Annotated in this window: 22 protein-coding genes and 1 pseudogene; 18 read left to right on the top strand and 5 right to left on the bottom strand. The window is 24.6% G+C overall.

Features of this window, described 5'->3' with window-relative positions; all coding sequences use genetic code 4:
* Positions 1-604: 604 nt before the first annotated feature.
* Positions 605-1,426 (bottom strand): IS1595 family transposase, encoded by an 822-nt coding sequence (locus tag AACL02_RS06875; protein ID WP_339040384.1) that lies wholly within the window; start codon positions 1,424-1,426, stop codon positions 605-607.
* Between AACL02_RS06875 and AACL02_RS06870 the strand changes: the two genes are divergently transcribed.
* Entirely contained in the window at positions 1,372-1,557 is a 186-nt protein-coding gene (locus AACL02_RS06870) for a hypothetical protein (protein ID WP_339040382.1), read from the top strand. The two genes, AACL02_RS06875 and AACL02_RS06870, sit on opposite strands and share 55 nt — an antisense overlap.
* Here AACL02_RS06870 and AACL02_RS06865 read toward each other — a convergent pair.
* The gene (locus tag AACL02_RS06865; protein WP_339040380.1) at positions 1,544-2,731 is read right to left on the bottom strand and encodes an Mbov_0401 family ICE element transposase-like protein; all 1,188 of its coding nucleotides are present in this window, start codon (positions 2,729-2,731) and stop codon (positions 1,544-1,546) included. The genes AACL02_RS06870 and AACL02_RS06865 overlap by 14 nt on opposite strands.
* A 219-nt stretch (positions 2,732-2,950) precedes the next feature.
* On the opposite strand from AACL02_RS06865, the gene AACL02_RS06860 reads away from it, so the two are divergent.
* The 3 genes from AACL02_RS06860 (at position 2,951) to AACL02_RS06850 (ending at position 3,971) form a co-directional block, all read left to right on the top strand.
* Positions 2,951-3,220 (top strand): hypothetical protein, encoded by a 270-nt coding sequence (locus AACL02_RS06860; protein WP_339040378.1) that lies wholly within the window; start codon positions 2,951-2,953, stop codon positions 3,218-3,220.
* 170 nt (positions 3,221-3,390) lie between these two features.
* Positions 3,391-3,786, top strand: coding sequence for a terminase small subunit (locus AACL02_RS06855; protein ID WP_339040376.1), 396 nt, complete (start codon positions 3,391-3,393; stop codon positions 3,784-3,786).
* Positions 3,780-3,971 carry a hypothetical protein gene (locus tag AACL02_RS06850; protein ID WP_339040374.1) on the top strand — a complete coding sequence of 64 codons (192 nt, stop codon included), beginning with the start codon at positions 3,780-3,782 and terminating at the stop codon, positions 3,969-3,971. Before AACL02_RS06855 ends, AACL02_RS06850 begins: the two co-directional genes overlap by 7 nt.
* A gap of 53 nt (positions 3,972-4,024) precedes the next feature.
* Here the strand turns inward: AACL02_RS06850 and AACL02_RS06845 are convergent, their stop codons facing one another.
* On the bottom strand, positions 4,025-4,840 hold the full coding sequence (locus AACL02_RS06845) for an IS1595 family transposase (protein WP_339043659.1): 816 nt from the start codon (positions 4,838-4,840) through the stop codon (positions 4,025-4,027).
* 24 nt (positions 4,841-4,864) lie between these two features.
* Between AACL02_RS06845 and AACL02_RS06840 the strand changes: the two genes are divergently transcribed.
* On the top strand, positions 4,865-5,422 hold the full coding sequence (locus AACL02_RS06840) for a hypothetical protein (protein WP_339040372.1): 558 nt from the start codon (positions 4,865-4,867) through the stop codon (positions 5,420-5,422).
* 93 nt (positions 5,423-5,515) lie between these two features.
* Here AACL02_RS06840 and AACL02_RS06835 read toward each other — a convergent pair.
* Positions 5,516-6,636, bottom strand: a protein-coding gene (locus AACL02_RS06835) for an IS3 family transposase (RefSeq protein WP_339040370.1) whose coding sequence is annotated in 2 segments (ribosomal slippage) — positions 5,516-6,393 and positions 6,393-6,636 — 1,122 coding nt in all. Because the reading frame shifts where the segments join, the coding sequence is not laid out codon by codon here.
* A gap of 89 nt (positions 6,637-6,725) precedes the next feature.
* Between AACL02_RS06835 and AACL02_RS06830 the strand changes: the two genes are divergently transcribed.
* The 12 genes and pseudogenes from AACL02_RS06830 to AACL02_RS06775 all read left to right on the top strand — a co-directional run bounded on the left by AACL02_RS06830 (position 6,726) and on the right by AACL02_RS06775 (position 15,135).
* Positions 6,726-7,442 carry an IS1595 family transposase gene (locus AACL02_RS06830; protein WP_339040368.1) on the top strand — a complete coding sequence of 239 codons (717 nt, stop codon included), beginning with the start codon at positions 6,726-6,728 and terminating at the stop codon, positions 7,440-7,442.
* Between the two features lie 263 nt (positions 7,443-7,705).
* Positions 7,706-7,957 carry a hypothetical protein gene (locus tag AACL02_RS06825; RefSeq protein ID WP_339040366.1) on the top strand — a complete coding sequence of 84 codons (252 nt, stop codon included), beginning with the start codon at positions 7,706-7,708 and terminating at the stop codon, positions 7,955-7,957.
* A 57-nt stretch (positions 7,958-8,014) separates the two neighbouring features.
* Positions 8,015-8,722, top strand: coding sequence for a hypothetical protein (locus AACL02_RS06820; protein ID WP_339040365.1), 708 nt, complete (start codon positions 8,015-8,017; stop codon positions 8,720-8,722).
* Positions 8,723-8,769: 47 nt separating this feature from the next.
* Positions 8,770-9,795: pseudogene (locus AACL02_RS06815) on the top strand (IS256 family transposase); the annotation flags it as partial.
* A gap of 64 nt (positions 9,796-9,859) precedes the next feature.
* A protein-coding gene (locus tag AACL02_RS06810; RefSeq protein WP_422397807.1) for an IS3 family transposase occupies positions 9,860-10,977 on the top strand; the annotation gives its coding sequence in 2 pieces (ribosomal slippage) (positions 9,860-10,130 and positions 10,130-10,977; 1,119 coding nt in all).
* Positions 10,978-11,020: 43 nt separating this feature from the next.
* Complete coding sequence (locus tag AACL02_RS06805) at positions 11,021-11,341, top strand: hypothetical protein (RefSeq protein WP_339040362.1); 321 nt, start codon at positions 11,021-11,023, stop codon at positions 11,339-11,341.
* Positions 11,342-11,356: 15 nt separating this feature from the next.
* Positions 11,357-11,515, top strand: coding sequence for a hypothetical protein (locus tag AACL02_RS06800; RefSeq protein ID WP_339040360.1), 159 nt, complete (start codon positions 11,357-11,359; stop codon positions 11,513-11,515).
* 34 nt (positions 11,516-11,549) lie between these two features.
* A complete protein-coding gene (locus AACL02_RS06795) occupies positions 11,550-11,723 on the top strand; it encodes a hypothetical protein (RefSeq protein ID WP_339040358.1) in 174 nt (57 codons plus the stop codon).
* Between the two features lie 32 nt (positions 11,724-11,755).
* Positions 11,756-12,133, top strand: a complete 378-nt coding sequence (locus AACL02_RS06790) for a hypothetical protein (RefSeq protein WP_339040356.1) — start codon at positions 11,756-11,758, stop codon at positions 12,131-12,133.
* An 18-nt stretch (positions 12,134-12,151) separates the two neighbouring features.
* Entirely contained in the window at positions 12,152-13,351 is a 1,200-nt protein-coding gene (locus AACL02_RS06785; RefSeq protein WP_339040354.1) for a hypothetical protein, read from the top strand.
* A gap of 14 nt (positions 13,352-13,365) precedes the next feature.
* Positions 13,366-13,980: a hypothetical protein gene (locus tag AACL02_RS06780; RefSeq protein ID WP_339040352.1), complete on the top strand. Its 615-nt coding sequence runs from the start codon at positions 13,366-13,368 to the stop codon at positions 13,978-13,980.
* Between the two features lie 37 nt (positions 13,981-14,017).
* Positions 14,018-15,135, top strand: a protein-coding gene (locus AACL02_RS06775; RefSeq protein ID WP_422397808.1) for an IS3 family transposase whose coding sequence is annotated in 2 segments (ribosomal slippage) — positions 14,018-14,288 and positions 14,288-15,135 — 1,119 coding nt in all. Because the reading frame shifts where the segments join, the coding sequence is not laid out codon by codon here.
* 41 nt (positions 15,136-15,176) lie between these two features.
* Here the strand turns inward: AACL02_RS06775 and AACL02_RS06770 are convergent.
* A complete protein-coding gene (locus AACL02_RS06770; RefSeq protein WP_339040347.1) occupies positions 15,177-15,308 on the bottom strand; it encodes a hypothetical protein in 132 nt (43 codons plus the stop codon).
* Between AACL02_RS06770 and AACL02_RS06765 the strand changes: the two genes are divergently transcribed.
* Entirely contained in the window at positions 15,254-16,075 is an 822-nt protein-coding gene (locus AACL02_RS06765; protein ID WP_339040345.1) for an IS1595 family transposase, read from the top strand. The two genes, AACL02_RS06770 and AACL02_RS06765, sit on opposite strands and share 55 nt — an antisense overlap.
* Positions 16,076-16,375: the final 300 nt, after the last annotated feature.

Below are 16,375 nucleotides of genomic sequence, written 5' to 3'. Positions count from 1 at the left end.
TTTTGGAAAAATTGCAATAATTTTACCCTACTTATCTTAATTTTATAAAAAATCTTAGTGCATTAATGGAGTGTTTATTTTTAGTAAAAATTTTTACATATTATGAAATTTTTAAACACTAATAAAATTAATAAAATAAAAATATGTGGTTAAACTTATAGTTTTAATTTTAGTTATAAAAATTTGTAAAAAATTATTTAAAAAAAATAAAAAAGATATATAATGATGTCGGATATTTATTAAATTAAGTAACGTTTTTCTTTTATTGTTTGTTTTTATAATTTTTTATGATAAGATTTGTTTGTTATTAAAATCTATAAAATTGGTTTTCAAAAACCTAGAATTGCAGAATTTTATATTGATATTGAACAAGATTTTTATATTAAAAAAGTTTGGGCGGTTGTCAAAGGACGTATGAGATTAACCATTAGAATTATGAAGTAACATTAACAATATAACTGCAAATTCTATGATTTGTTAATTAAATTATAACATAAAATTTAAAAAGATTAAAAAATATAAGGCTTTTCTCCCTTTATGTACTATTTTAATTTTATCACATAAATGCTGAGAAAAGCCTATCTACGGACTTCTCCCCACATTTTTAAATCAAACATAGAATTACAGTTTCAAAAATAGGTATCTTGTTTAATTTATATGCAGCTTCTTTAGCATATAAATGAACATGATGTTTTGCAACTTTGATATGTGTTTTAAATGTTCTTCTTATATGTTTTCAAACTGATTCAATTTGGTTGGTATTTACACCAATTTTTGAAACATAGCCATCTTGATGGTTAACTGTTTCATGCTTAGTGAAAACTGATTTAAAATCGCAATATCCTTTTCAAGAATCAGTATATACAAGACATTTTGAAGAAATGTGGTTTTTTGCAAACTGCAAAAGATTTTTACTCTTTGCGTTTTTCAAGACTTTCACAATTAAATTATTGGTTGTTTTTTGATAAATGCCAACAATCAAGGTTTTATTCACCAAGGATCTTCCTTGTTTTTTAAAACCCATATGTGAAAGATACATTTCATCAATTTGCACTGTACCTTCAACAATAAATTGAGGTTTTTGTTTTGCAATACGTGTTCTGATTTTATGAGTCATTCTTCAAGCAGTTTTCAAAGTCACTCCCAATTCTTTTGCAATATCTGTTGATGGAATTCCATGTTTGGTGTTTATTCATCTAAAGATAAGATAAAACCAAGATGTTAAAGATGTTTGTGACCTTGAAAATATGGTGCCTGTGAGAATGCTAAATGTTTGATTACATTTTAAACATCTCATTCTTTTTAAATCAGAAGTATTCAAATTAAAATTAAAACACCTAATACATTTGTTTTCTTTCAAATTTGCTATATATGCAAGACATTGCTGTTCAGTTCGAAAAGCATTGTTGAATTCATTCAGTTTCATTATTCCCTCCACAAGTACATGTGGGGAGAAGTCCGAAATATAATTACAAAATTACATTTAAACAACACAAAAATTCTAATCTTAAAATTAGAATAAAAAATATTAAATTGTATTACTTTAAGCACTATTAAGATAACTTCTACTATTTAAATAATTTGCTTTTGCTATTAACATATTATTCAATGTTTGATGATGATATATTTTTGCTCCATTAGTTAAAGATTTTAAAAAATGATATACATCACTTTCAGCACTACATCCAATATTTCAATCAGCATTTTGATTAATAATTCCTTGTTCATTATTTTTAAAATAATTATAAGTTTTTTTAGTAACTTTATTATGATTATTTTCTAAAATAGTAATTAATTCATTATACTTACCATTTGAAAAAGTAGTTGTTACATCTAAATATTTTGTTCAATCAAGTGCTTTCTTTTGATGTTTACCACGAACATTAACAAAAGATTTTCATAAATAACTATAAGCATGATATTTATCTAAAATATAATAACAACCCAATCAACTAGCCATTGCTCTAATTCATAATGCACCATCCCCAGCAACTACTACATTATAATTATTATATTCTCAATTAATAGCAAATATATTTAATTTAATATCATAATGATTATTAATAGTTTGCATTGTAAAATTATGTAATTCTTCTTGTTTTGGTGCATTATTAGTTTTAAATAACATAAATGAAGTTATTTTCTTGTCTAATTTATTTCTATATGAATAAATTTCTTTTCTTCCTAAATTATAAGTTAAAAGTCTACAACAATATTGTTGTTTTAAACCATTTTCATCTCAACAAGTTATATAAGCATCATCTGCACATATATTTAATTTTTCATTATCTAATACTTTAAATTTTTTTTCTGGTATTCATTTTTCAATTTTTGCATTTTTAAAAATTCTTGAAATAAGATTTTTAGAAAAAGAAGTATATTTAAATTCTGATTGAATATTAAAATAACCTTTTTTACTTATTAAATTTTCAATTAAATTATCTAATATATCAAAATATAAATCATTAGTAATTCTTGCTCTTTTTTTAATACCAAATTCTTCATAAATTGGATAATAATGTTTTTTATTTATTTTATCTCAATAAACTCTTTGTCTAAAAGTATCCATTCCAATTGGAGTATTTACTGTTCTATTACATGTTCAAGCAACTTTATATTGATTTTTATCTCTATTTAGAAAAAAATATTCATCATAATCATGGATTTTTTGAAAATATTTTGCTAAAATATTAGTGATTTCAGATTTTAGAAATTCTTTAAAACTAAACATTTTTTAACACCTTTATATTTATTTTTTTTCCTAACTATTCTAACAAATTTGTTAAAATATTGTTGAAAAATGTTTGGTTTTAGAGTATAATGTTAAACAACGATAAAATAAACTGCAAATTCTATTTACGTTTAAAAGATAACTTTTATTAGTTATCTTTTCTTTTTTAATAAAATAATGTACAATAAAGAAAAATATAAATAGAAAAGGAAAATAAAAGTGGAATATATTGCATGATGAATATTATTAGGAATATTTATAATTAGTATTTTATGATTTATAGGTTTATATGGGTGAAATCTATGTGAAAAAAATAAAGTTTTTGGAGTATTATTCTTAACTATTTCTCTTAATATTATAGGAACTTTTATTGGTTGTATGATTGTATATAAAATACAACATCCAGAATTTAAATTTTGAAAAAGTTTAGGAAATAAAATTAAAAAAATGTTTAAATTTAAGAAAAGAAGAAAAGAAATAAAAAAATAGCAGTATAATGCTATTTTTTGTTATAATTATATTGTAAAAATTAAATAAAAAAATATATGAAGTAATTAATAAAGTTAATAAGTTAGTTTTTTCCGTCACTTAACTTAAAGATTATATTAATTATATCATAAATTTTTGTTTTTTTAAAGCATATGAAAGGAGATTTTTATGTGCAAGAAGAAAAAATAAAAATAAGAACAATTTTTAATGATGTTACAAAATTAAGAGAATCATTAGAAAATTATTTTATTCATTGTAAAGATTTTGATGAAATACCTACTAAATTAGGAATGTTAATTTATTTAGATATAACTGAAAATACTTTAAAAAAATGAAAAGAAAAAAAGAGAAATACTTTTTTACAACAAATTAATTGAGCGCATTCTCAAATTGAACACTTAAATTTACAAAGATATTTAAAGTCACACTCTTCTAATTCTTCATGATATTTAGAAAGAGCATATGTTAATAAATATCACTTATCTACTAAAATTGATATAAAAAATAATGATAATACCACCCCTATAGCAATTAGTTTAGAAAATAAGAGTAAAAATAAATGTTAGAACATTTTGGTTATCTTAATGATATTTTAAAACAAATGTATTATAAAAAATCTTTAACTGTAAAAAGAATTGACCAATTAGGTAGTCGTAAATCTGGTAAAACTATTCAAGATTTTGATTTTGAATGTAAAGCAACTGTATTACCTAATACAAAATGGCTTTTCTCCCTTTATGTACTATTTTAATTTTATCACATAAATGCTGAGAAAAGCCTATCTACGGACTTCTCCCCACATTTTTAAATCAAACATAGAATTACAGTTTCAAAACTAGGTATCTTGTTGAATTTATATGCAGCTTCTTTAGCATATAAATGAACATGATGTTTTGCAACTTTGATATGTGTTTTAAATGTTCTTCTTATATGTTTTCAAACTGATTCAATTTGGTTGGTATTTACACCAATTTTTGAAACATAGCCATCTTGATGGTTAACTGTTTCATGCTTAGTGAAAACTGATTTAAAATCGCAATATCATTTTCAAGAATCAGTATATACAAGACATTTTGAAGAAATGTGGTTTTTTGCAAACTGCAAAAGATTTTTACTCTTTGCGTTTTTCAAGACTTTCACAATTAAATTATTGGTTGTTTTTTGATAAATGCCAACAATCAAGGTTTTATTCACCAAGGATCTTCCTTGTTTTTTAAAACCCATATGTGAAAGATACATTTCATCAATTTGCACTGTACCTTCAACAATAAATTGAGGTTTTTGTTTTGCAATACGTGTTCTGATTTTATGAGTCATTCTTCAAGCAGTTTTCAAAGTCACTCCCAATTCTTTTGCAATATCTGTTGATGGAATTCCATGTTTGGTGTTTATTCATCTAAAGATAAGATAAAACCAAGATGTTAAAGATGTTTGTGACCTTGAAAATATGGTGCCTGTGAGAATGCTAAATGTTTGATTACATTTTAAACATCTCATTCTTTTTAAATCAGAAGTATTCAAATTAAAATTAAAACACCTAATACATTTGTTTTCTTTCAAATTTGCTATATATGCAAGACATTGCTGTTCAGTTTGAAAAGCATTGTTGAATTCATTCAGTTTCATTATTCCCTCCACAAGTACATGTGGGGAGAAGTCCGTACAAAAGTTAAAACTTATGTTTTTAGAAATATGAGTGAACAATTATATGATACTTGAAATCAATTAAAAAATAGATGAGTATTATTTGCAATTGGGTTAGATTATACACTTTCTGAAACACGTAAAACTATTAAATATAAAGATAGTGAAATTGAATGTCGTGCTTTATATAAACAAAATAATAGTGAAATTAAATTAACTGGTTTACCAGATAATTCAAAATATGATTATGTAATTAGACATGTTGATGAAGCACATCAAATTGCTGAAAAAGATTGACAAGATATGGCAGATGCTATTCGTGGTTGTAGTCAATTATTAGAAATTAATAGTTGTAATCCTTGAAGTATTTTAAATTATTATATTAAAAATGTAGTTACTTATTATCCACAAAATGAAAAACAAATAATTAATGAATATGAACAATTTTATTTTAATGAAAAAGATAAAAGAATTGTTCATTATCAAAATTGAAAACTTAATTATTTATCGGACTTCTCCCCACATGTACTTGTGGAGGGAATAATGAAAATGAATTAATTCAAAAATGCTTTTCAAACTGAACAGCAATGTCTTGCATATATAGCAAATTTGAAAGAAAACAAATGTATGGAATGGCAACCTTTTTTAGGACTATTTTTTGGTAGACATTTGTTTTTGATAATTAACTGGAGTTAAGTAGTTTAAAGTGCTGTGAATTCTTATGTTGTTATATCAATTGATGTAATCAAATAATTCTAATTTTAATTGGATTAATGATGTAAAATTTTTATCATTAATAAATTCGTTTTTGAAAGTTTTAAAGGTTGCTTCAGCAACAGCGTTATCATAAGGACAACCTTTTTTGCTTAAAGAGCGATTAATATTGAATGCTAGTAAAAGTTTATCAATAATTTTATTATTAAATTCATTACCGCGATCACTATGAAATATTTGAATATCTTTTAAACAGCGATTTGAGTGCATAAATGCTTGATATACTAATGATGCATCTTTTTTAGTACCTACACTATGTCCAATTATTTCGCGGTTAAATAGGTCAATTAATAAACAAATATAGTTTCACTTACCATTTACTTGAACATAAGTTAAATCACTAACAATAACTTCATTTTTAACTCTATTATTAAAGTTTCTATCAACAAGATTGTTTATTGGACTATCGTTAACTTTGTTATTATGATTTTTGTATGATAATTTAGTGTATTTTGATATTAAATTATGTTTATTCATAATTTCTTTAATTTTTCGTCTTGATAAATAAATTTCTTGGTTTTCTAGAATGACTTTTAATCTTCTAGTACCATAAACTTCTTTATTTTCTTTAAAAGCACTAATAACAGCTTCATCATAAATATTATTTTTGATTTTATTTTCTTTTTTCTTTAAATTAAAATAATATGTTGATTTAGAGATTTTTAAAAAATGACACATTGTGCGAATTTTATATTTAACTTTATTTTTGACAATAATTTCTATTTTCTGCCTATTATTAGTGCTGCTTGCTTTAAAATATCATTTTCCATTCTTAATTGTTTTAATTCTTTTCTTAATTTAATTAATTCATTTTCTTCAACAGAACGATTATCTTTAGTTTTAAAACTACCTGAATTAGTAAATTGCTTAATTCAATTGTAAGTAGCTGCTCTTGTAACATTATATTCTTTAGCAAGGCAATATACTGATTTGCCACTTTGATATAAAGCTACTATTTGTTTTTTAAATTCATCGGTATATGAGTTAATATTGGCCATAATTATAGTTCCTTTCTTTGTTCACTTGTCTACGTAATTAGTGTCCAATAAAGTGTAACCCATCCAGTATTAGGTGTTTTAATTTTAATTTGAATACTTCTGATTTAAAAAGAATGAGATGTTTAAAATGTAATCAAACATTTAGCATTCTCACAGGCACCATATTTTCAAGGTCACAAACATCTTTAACATCTTGGTTTTATCTTATCTTTAGATGAATAAACACCAAACATGGAATTCCATCAACAGATATTGCAAAAGAATTGGGAGTGACTTTGAAAACTGCTTGAAGAATGACTCATAAAATCAGAACACGTATTGCAAAACAAAAACCTCAATTTATTGTTGAAGCTACAGTGCAAATTGATGAAATGTATCTTTCACATATGGGTTTTAAAAAACAAGGAAGATCCTTGGTGAATAAAACCTTGATTGTTGGCATTTATCAAAAAACAACCAATAATTTAATTGTGAAAGTATTGAAAAACGCAAATAGTAAAAATCTTTTGCAGTTTGCAAAAAACCACATTTCTTCAAAATGTCTTGTATATACTGATTCTTGAAAAGGATATTGCGATTTTAAATCAGTTTTCACTAAGCATGAAACAGTTAACCATCAAGATGGCTATTTTTCAAAAATTGGTGTAAATACCAACCAAATTGAATCAGTTTGAAAACATATAAGAAGAACATTTAAAACACATATCAAAGTTGCAAAACATCATGTTCATTTATATGCTAAAGAAGCTGCATATAAATTCAACAAGATACCTAGTTTTGAAACTGTAATTCTATGTTTGATTTAAAAATGTGGGGAGAAGTCCGTAGATAGGCTTTTCTCAGCATTTATGTGATAAAATTAAAATAGTACATAAAGGGAGAAAAGCCTTTTAAATTTGTTAATGTTATTGATTGTTTAAAAATAGAAAATAAATTAATTCGTTATGATAATAAACAATTAGCAAGATTAGTAGTTGAGTTTTATATTAAATTAGCAAAAGAAAATAATTTGTTATATGAATATGGTTTAACTGTATATTGTTATTTTAGTAATTATACATTTATTGAAATGTTAAATGATACAGCAATTAAATATCAAGTTAATTCATGGCTATATTTTAAAGATTTTGTGAAATTAAGACTTGAATTTAGAATAGGTAAGAATGTGGCTTTAATGGCATCAGAACGCTTAAATATTAGTATGAATGCACAAGCATTATTAGATGAATTTAGATTGGCTGTATGAGACCCTAAGAGTATTAAACAAATACCATTAGCGGGTAATGACCATTTACGAGATGCATTTGATTATGCTATATAACCATATATTAGAAATTTAAGTGCAAATATAAATCCTTATTTTGAAAGGAAGTAACATATGAATAATCATAATACTGAAATATTAACTCCTAAGTGATTTATGATAAATCTTCAAGAAATAATAGCAAATCATGCAAGTAAATTATTATGAGGTAATGGTTATACTTTAACAAGTGAACATCCAGAATATAAAAATGCTATTGAAAAATTAAAAGAATGAAATAATTTTGATAGTTTATTTTATCAAGATTGTCATATTAAATCTGGTTATGGTTATAGTATTGTTCAAATTGATAGAAGTAAAACTGGTAGAATTTCATTAAATTTTGCTCAACCATATGCTCAATCAAGAGTAGCTAGAGTATTAGAAAATGAATATAGTGCATCAACATGGTCAAGAGTACAATATGATGACCAAAGTATTTATGTTAAAACAACATATACTCCAAATCAAATTATTAGATATTTTACTAGTGATACAGTTACATTAGATGGTTTACAAGAAAAAATAAGTAAAGATTTACAATTACCATTAATTGAAAATCATAATTTAGGTATTATTACAGTTAAATTTATGCAAAATTTACCTAAAAAGAATTTCTTTGGTGGAGTTATTGGTGATTATTATCCAGATATGACTCCAATTAAAAATTTACAAAAATTATTAAATAAAACATTTGGAATGGCAACCCTTTTTAGGACTATTTTTTGGTGTAGACGGAAATGTTTAGTAATCTGTGTAACTTACAAAAATAACTATGTTTAATTAATTCTAGTAAATATAATTAAATGACTAGAAAGAGTGAGTTACAGATGGCTAAAAAAGATAACTTTAATAATAATGATCCAATATCAAAAGCAGTAGATTTATTACTAGAAAATACTGAAGATTTAACAACAGTTTTTAAACCTGGCGGTTTATATAAAGAATTAACAAAAAGATTAGTTGAAAAAATGTTGAATTCTGAAATGCAAAATTATTTAGGATATGAAAAAAATCAACATAGTACTACTGAAAATGCTCGTAATGGTACAAGTTCAAAAAAATTAATAACTCAACAAGGTAAAATTGAAATTGATGTACCAAGAGATCGCAATAGTAATTTTACTCCTGTAATAGTTCCTAAAAGGCAAAGAAGATTTGATGGTTTTGATCAACAAGTTCTTTCCTTGTATGCAAAAGGAATGACATTATCTGACATTAGAATGCAGTTGCAAGAGTTATATCATGGTGCTGATATTAGTGAAAGTGTTATTAGTCAAATTACTGATGATGTTATTGATGATGTTAAAGCATGACAAAATCGACCATTAGAAAGTATTTATCCTATTGTTTATTTTGATTGTATAGTAGTTAAAGTACGACAAGATAAACGGATTATTAACAAATCAGTTTATATAGCATTAGGAGTTGATTTAGAAGGCAAAAAAGATGTTTTAGGATTATGAATTAGTGAAAATGAAGGTTCTAAGTTTTGATTATCTAATTTCACAGAAATGAAAAATCGTGGCTTAAATGATATTCTTATTGCTTGTAGTGATAATTTAACAGGCATGTCAGAAGCAATACAATCAGTTTATCCTAAAACAGAACATCAATTATGCATTGTTCATCAAATTAGAAATAGTTTAAAATATGTTTCATACAAACATCGAAAAGGTCTAGTTGCAGATTTAAAACCAATTTATAGTGCATGTAGTGAAGAACAAGCAATGCAAGCTTTAGAATCGTTTGAAAGTAAATGAAATAAACAATATCCTCAAATTACTAAATCTTGATATAAAAATTGAGATAATTTAATGGTTTTTATTAGTTATCCAGTAGAAATCAAAAGTGTGGATGGGTTACACTTTATTGGACACTAATTACATAGACAAGTGAACAAAGAAAGGAACTATAATTATGGCCAATATTAACTCATATACCGATGAATTTAAAAAACAAATAGTAGCTTTATATCAAAGTGGCAAATCAGTATCTTGCCTTGTTAAAGAATATAATGTTACAAGAGCAGCTACTTACAATTGAATTAAGCAATTTACTAATTCAGGTAGTTTTAAAACTAAAGATAATCGTTCTGTTGAAGAAAATGAATTAATTAAATTAAGAAAAGAATTAAAACAATTAAGAATGGAAAATGATATTTTAAAGCAAGCAGCACTAATAATAGGCAGAAAGTAGAGATTATTGCAAATAATAAATCTAAATATAAAATTCGCACAATGTGTCATTTTTTAAAACTCTCTAAATCAACATATTATTTTAATTTAAAGAAAAAAAATAAAATTCAAAATAATATTTATGAACAAGCTGTTATTAGTGCTTTTAAAAAAAATAAAGAAGTTTATGGTACTAGAAGATTAAAAGTCATTCTAGAAAACCAAGAAATTTATTTATCAAGACGAAAAATTAAAGAAATTATGAATAAACATAATTTAATATCAAAATACACTAAATTATCATTCAAAAATTATCATAATAAAGTCAATGATAGTCAAATAACCAATCTTGTTAATAGAAACTTTAATAATAGAGTTAAAAATGAAGTTATTGTTAGTGATTTAACTTATGTTCAAGTAAATGGTAAGTGAAACTATATTTGTTTATTAATTGACCTATTTAACCGCGAAATAATTGGACATAGTGTAGGTACTAAAAAAGATGCATCATTAGTATATCAAGCATTTATGCACTCAAATCGCTGTTTAAAAGATATTCAAATATTTCATAGTGATCGCGGTAATGAATTTAATAATAAAATTATTGATAAACTTTTACTAGCATTCAATATTAATCGCTCTTTAAGCAAAAAAGGTTGTCCTTATGATAACGCTGTTGCTGAAGCAACCTTTAAAACTTTCAAAACCGAATTTATTAATGATAAAAATTTTACATCATTAATCCAATTAAAATTCGAATTATTTGATTACATCAATTGATATAACAACATAAGAATTCACGGCACTTTAAACTACTTAACTCCAGTTAATTATCAAAAACAAATGTCTACCAAAAAATAGTCCTAAAAAGGGTTGCCATTCCACAATAAGAAAGATTTGTAATATGGCAACTGGTGGATGTTTAATATCAAGTGGTGTAGCAATGGGTATTAATAATGATTTTAATAATGCTTATGCAGTACCTACAATTGTTGCTGGTGCAAGTGAAATTATCCATAATTTATTACCTATGGAAACTACACATCATATTCAAGAAATGCAAGAAACATCATTTAATGATGAAACTGCAAGATTAGTAAATGATAATAGATTCACAATTAATAGTGAAACAACTAGTCAATACGGTAGTGATAATATGAGCGAAGTAGCATTAAATAACGATAATGCTTCATTAAATTGAGATTATAATCACATGAGTTTATAAAGGAGGTGAAAAATAATGAATAAAGAAAAAATAATTGAATATTATAATCACGAAATAAAAATACATAAAGAAAGAATGGAACAATTAAATAAAGAAATTTCTTTATTAGTAACTATTATAAGTAATTATCAGTCAATGGTTGAAAGAATTAATGGTGGTCAATTTGACGAATAATTAAAAAATAAATAATTGAAAGGAAAATATTGAAATGAAAGAATTATTGCATGAATTAATCATTATTGGAACAAGTGTAGGAACATTAATTTGCAGAGAATTAATTGTTTGATTTAAACGATTTATTACAACTCCAAAACATGTTAGAGCAAATAACAAAATTATCAAACATCAAAAAAAAATTAGCAAAATTAAATGAAAAAATTAATAAAGAAAATAAATAATAAAGAGGTGATGTAAATGTTAGAAAATGAAAATAATGTTCAACAAACAACTGAACCTTTAACTGAAAACAATGCTTCTTCACAAGAAATAGAAAATAAAGTTAATGAAGCAGAAAATAAGTTAAATAAACTTAATCAAGAAATTAAAGAAAAAGAAATAATTAATATATTTAAAAAATATCAAGTTAAAACTGAATTTTATGATTTTTTAAAATTTAAAACTAATAATTTAGAAAATTCAAAAATTGAAGAAACTATTAAAAAAATTATTAAAGAACAACCAGTATTTAAAGAAATAATTAATACAGGTGGTAAACAACAAACAATAATAACAAATCAACAAAATTCAATAAAAAGTACATTATTGGATTATAAAAAAAATAATAATTTATAACAGAAAGGAAATCAAAAAATGGCAATACAATTCAATAAAAATTTAGATAATACCGAAAAATTAGTAGAAGCACCAGAGTTTATAGAATTTTTTAAACAATCAAATAGTCCATGGGCAAGTTTTTTTCCTATCGAAATGGTTAATTCAACAAGAATTGAATTTATAGTTAAAAAACCAAAAGACCCAAAAGTTAAAGTTCTTCAATGAAATGATAAGAGTAAAAGAATAGATGTCGGATATGCTGATAAAGATAAAATTATTAAAGAAATTACAGAAGAAGCTGTTGCTGGCGAAACAATTGCAGCAAAAGATTTATTAGCAGAAAATGGACAAAATTTATTACAAAGTATGCAATATGAAGTTGCTAATGATTTAGCAGATTATTTAGCTAATAACAATACTAATGTAATTGCAAAATATGCAATTAAATTTATGATTGAAAAATCAACAGAACCAAAATCACAAGCAATTAAATATGTAGAAGCAATGTTGGGGGCATGAAATACATTATTTCAATATAGAAATATTGCAAATTGTAGATTCTTTATTACTAATGCTCTTTATGATAGTATAGTTTACTTGGCAGATAATAAAGGTTTAATTACTGATAATGAAATTGCACAACAATTAAGATTAAATGGTAATGATTTATATATTAAAGGTGTATTATGTCAAATTGTAATGGATGACTATATGACTTTTAAAAATGATAAAAATGATGATGAAATTATGTCATTTGTTTTAGCAACGCCAAGAGCAATGAAAAGATATATGTTGCAAGATACAATTATTTATGTTCAAGAAGTGGCAGATGGTAAAGTTGGAAGAATGTATTTAGTTGGTGGAGAAGTTACAGGTCAAGCAATACCTTATATTTCTAATAATGAAACAACATCACGTTGAATGGCATGTGGAATTATTAATACTGATAAAACTGATTTAAAAACTAAAATTACAAGTTTAACAACTGATATTACTGCAAATGTTAATAACAATAATAGTGAATTAAATACACAAATAAAAAGTACTAATGAACTTAAATCATTAAATCCTAATTTAACAAATCCAACTATTAAATATTTTAGTGATGCACAAGGAAAAACTAATGTAAGTAATCAAAAACAAAAAGCAGGTGACTTATACATAACTATTACTGCTAATGTTAATGACTTAAATTATAAAGGAACAACAAATCTGATTAAAATAACTCTTAAATAAAGGAAATTAATATCATGCCAATCGGTACAACTATTACAGCAATACTTTTAAACATAAATAAACCAAAACATACTAGAATAAGTAAACAACAAGAAAATAAAAGTTTTTGATGAGAAATTTTAGAAATGATTGGTGTACAAGTTATAGCAGTAGCACTTGCTCCTTTTACTGGTGGATTAAGTGAAAGTGTAGCCCTTGGATTAGGTGCAAGTGATTTAATTGCTAGTATTAGTGCTGTTGGTGTAGAATTTTTAACTGATTTTACTATTAATCAAGTTTATGATTATTTAAAAGGAAATGTAACACCATTAAATACTTTTTTTAATATATTACCAGCATTTGCTGGACTTAATAAAATTAGTCGTGGTTATCGTACAACTAAATTTATTAAGTTAGCACAAAAAACTAAAACATTAGAACAAGTTGGTATTAAAGAAGCAAAAAACTTACAAGAAATTATTAGTCAAGTAAGTGGAAAAGAAATTTTAACAGATAAAATTATTGGTAATAAACGTTATTTAATGAAGTATAGTTTTACTCCTAATCGTGAAACAGTATTACGAGATTTAGGATATGTTGCTGAAAGACAATATAAGAATATGGATGGGTTACACTTTATTGGACACTAATTACATAGACAAGTGAACAAAGAAAGGAACTATAATTATGGCCAATATTAACTCATATACCGATGAATTTAAAAAACAAATAGTAGCTTTATATCAAAGTGGCAAATCAGTATCTTGCCTTGTTAAAGAATATAATGTTACAAGAGCAGCTACTTACAATTGAATTAAGCAATTTACTAATTCAGGTAGTTTTAAAACTAAAGATAATCGTTCTGTTGAAGAAAATGAATTAATTAAATTAAGAAAAGAATTAAAACAATTAAGAATGGAAAATGATATTTTAAAGCAAGCAGCACTAATAATAGGCAGAAAGTAGAGATTATTGCAAATAATAAATCTAAATATAAAATTCGCACAATGTGTCATTTTTTAAAACTCTCTAAATCAACATATTATTTTAATTTAAAGAAAAAAAATAAAATTCAAAATAATATTTATGAACAAGCTGTTATTAGTGCTTTTAAAAAAAATAAAGAAGTTTATGGTACTAGAAGATTAAAAGTCATTCTAGAAAACCAAGAAATTTATTTATCAAGACGAAAAATTAAAGAAATTATGAATAAACATAATTTAATATCAAAATACACTAAATTATCATTCAAAAATTATCATAATAAAGTCAATGATAGTCAAATAACCAATCTTGTTAATAGAAACTTTAATAATAGAGTTAAAAATGAAGTTATTGTTAGTGATTTAACTTATGTTCAAGTAAATGGTAAGTGAAAATATATTTGTTTATTAATTGACCTATTTAACCGCGAAATAATTGGACATAGTGTAGGTACTAAAAAAGATGCATCATTAGTATATCAAGCATTTATGCACTCAAATCGCTGTTTAAAAGATATTCAAATATTTCATAGTGATCGCGGTAATGAATTTAATAATAAAATTATTGATAAACTTTTACTAGCATTCAATATTAATCGCTCTTTAAGCAAAAAAGGTTGTCCTTATGATAACGCTGTTGCTGAAGCAACCTTTAAAACTTTCAAAACCGAATTTATTAATGATAAAAATTTTACATCATTAATCCAATTAAAATTCGAATTATTTGATTACATCAATTGATATAACAACATAAGAATTCACGGCACTTTAAACTACTTAACTCCAGTTAATTATCAAAAACAAATGTCTACCAAAAAATAGTCCTAAAAAGGGTTGCCATTCCACTGTGATTGTAATTTGTATTAATCAAAAATGGAAAGGGAAATGGTTTTTGTATATTTAAACGGACTTCTCCCCACATGTACTTGTGGAGGGAATAATGAAACTGAATGAATTCAACAATGCTTTTCAAACTGAACAGCAATGTCTTGCATATATAGCAAATTTGAAAGAAAACAAATGTATTAGGTGTTTTAGTTTTAATTTGAATACTTCTGATTTAAAAAGAATGAGATGTTTAAAATGTAATCAAACATTTAGCATTCTCACAGGCACCATATTTTCAAGGTCACAAACATCTTTAACATCTTGGTTTTATCTTATCTTTAGATGAATAAACACCAAACATGGAATTCCATCAACAGATATTGCAAAAGAATTGGGAGTGACTTTGAAAACTGCTTGAAGAATGACTCATAAAATCAGAACACGTATTGCAAAACAAAAACCTCAATTTATTGTTGAAGGTACAGTGCAAATTGATGAAATGTATCTTTCACATATGGGTTTTAAAAAACAAGGAAGATCCTTGGTGAATAAAACCTTGATTGTTGGCATTTATCAAAAAACAACCAATAATTTAATTGTGAAAGTATTGAAAAACGCAAAGAGTAAAAATCTTTTGCAGTTTGCAAAAAACCACATTTCTTCAAAATGTCTTGTATATACTGATTCTTGAAAAGGATATTGCGATTTTAAATCAGTTTTCACTAAGCATGAAACAGTTAACCATCAAGATGGCTATTTTTCAAAAATTGGTGTAAATACCAACCAAATTGAATCATTTTGAAAACATATAAGAAGAACATTTAAAACACATATCAAAGTTGCAAAACATCATGTTCATTTATATGCTAAAGAAGCTGCATATAAATTCAACAAGATACCTAGTTTTGAAACTGTAATTCTATGTTTGATTTAAAAATGTGGGGAGAAGTCCGTAGATAGGCTTTTCTCAGCATTTATGTGATAAAATTAAAATAGTACATAAAGGGAGAAAAGCCTATTTAAATTAAATAAGCGGCAAGCAAGTTTGAAAGAAAATATAATAATTAATGTGATTACTGTTTATATTAATGTAATTTAGTTTGTAGTTTACTTCTCTTTTATTTTTAAAATTTAGTTTATAAATATATGAATTTGATTTATTTGATAACTAAAAAGTAATAGTATCGTTATCAATAAATTCTATGTTATGATAAATATAGTTAAAAGGGTATAT

It is taken from the genome of Spiroplasma endosymbiont of Apeira syringaria, assembly GCF_964020205.1.
GTDB lineage: Bacteria > Bacillota_I > Bacilli_A > Mycoplasmatales > VBWQ01 > Spiroplasma_E > Spiroplasma_E ixodetis_A.
Note: the sequence above shows the minus strand (reverse complement) of the source record. Positions and strands in the feature narration are given on the sequence as shown.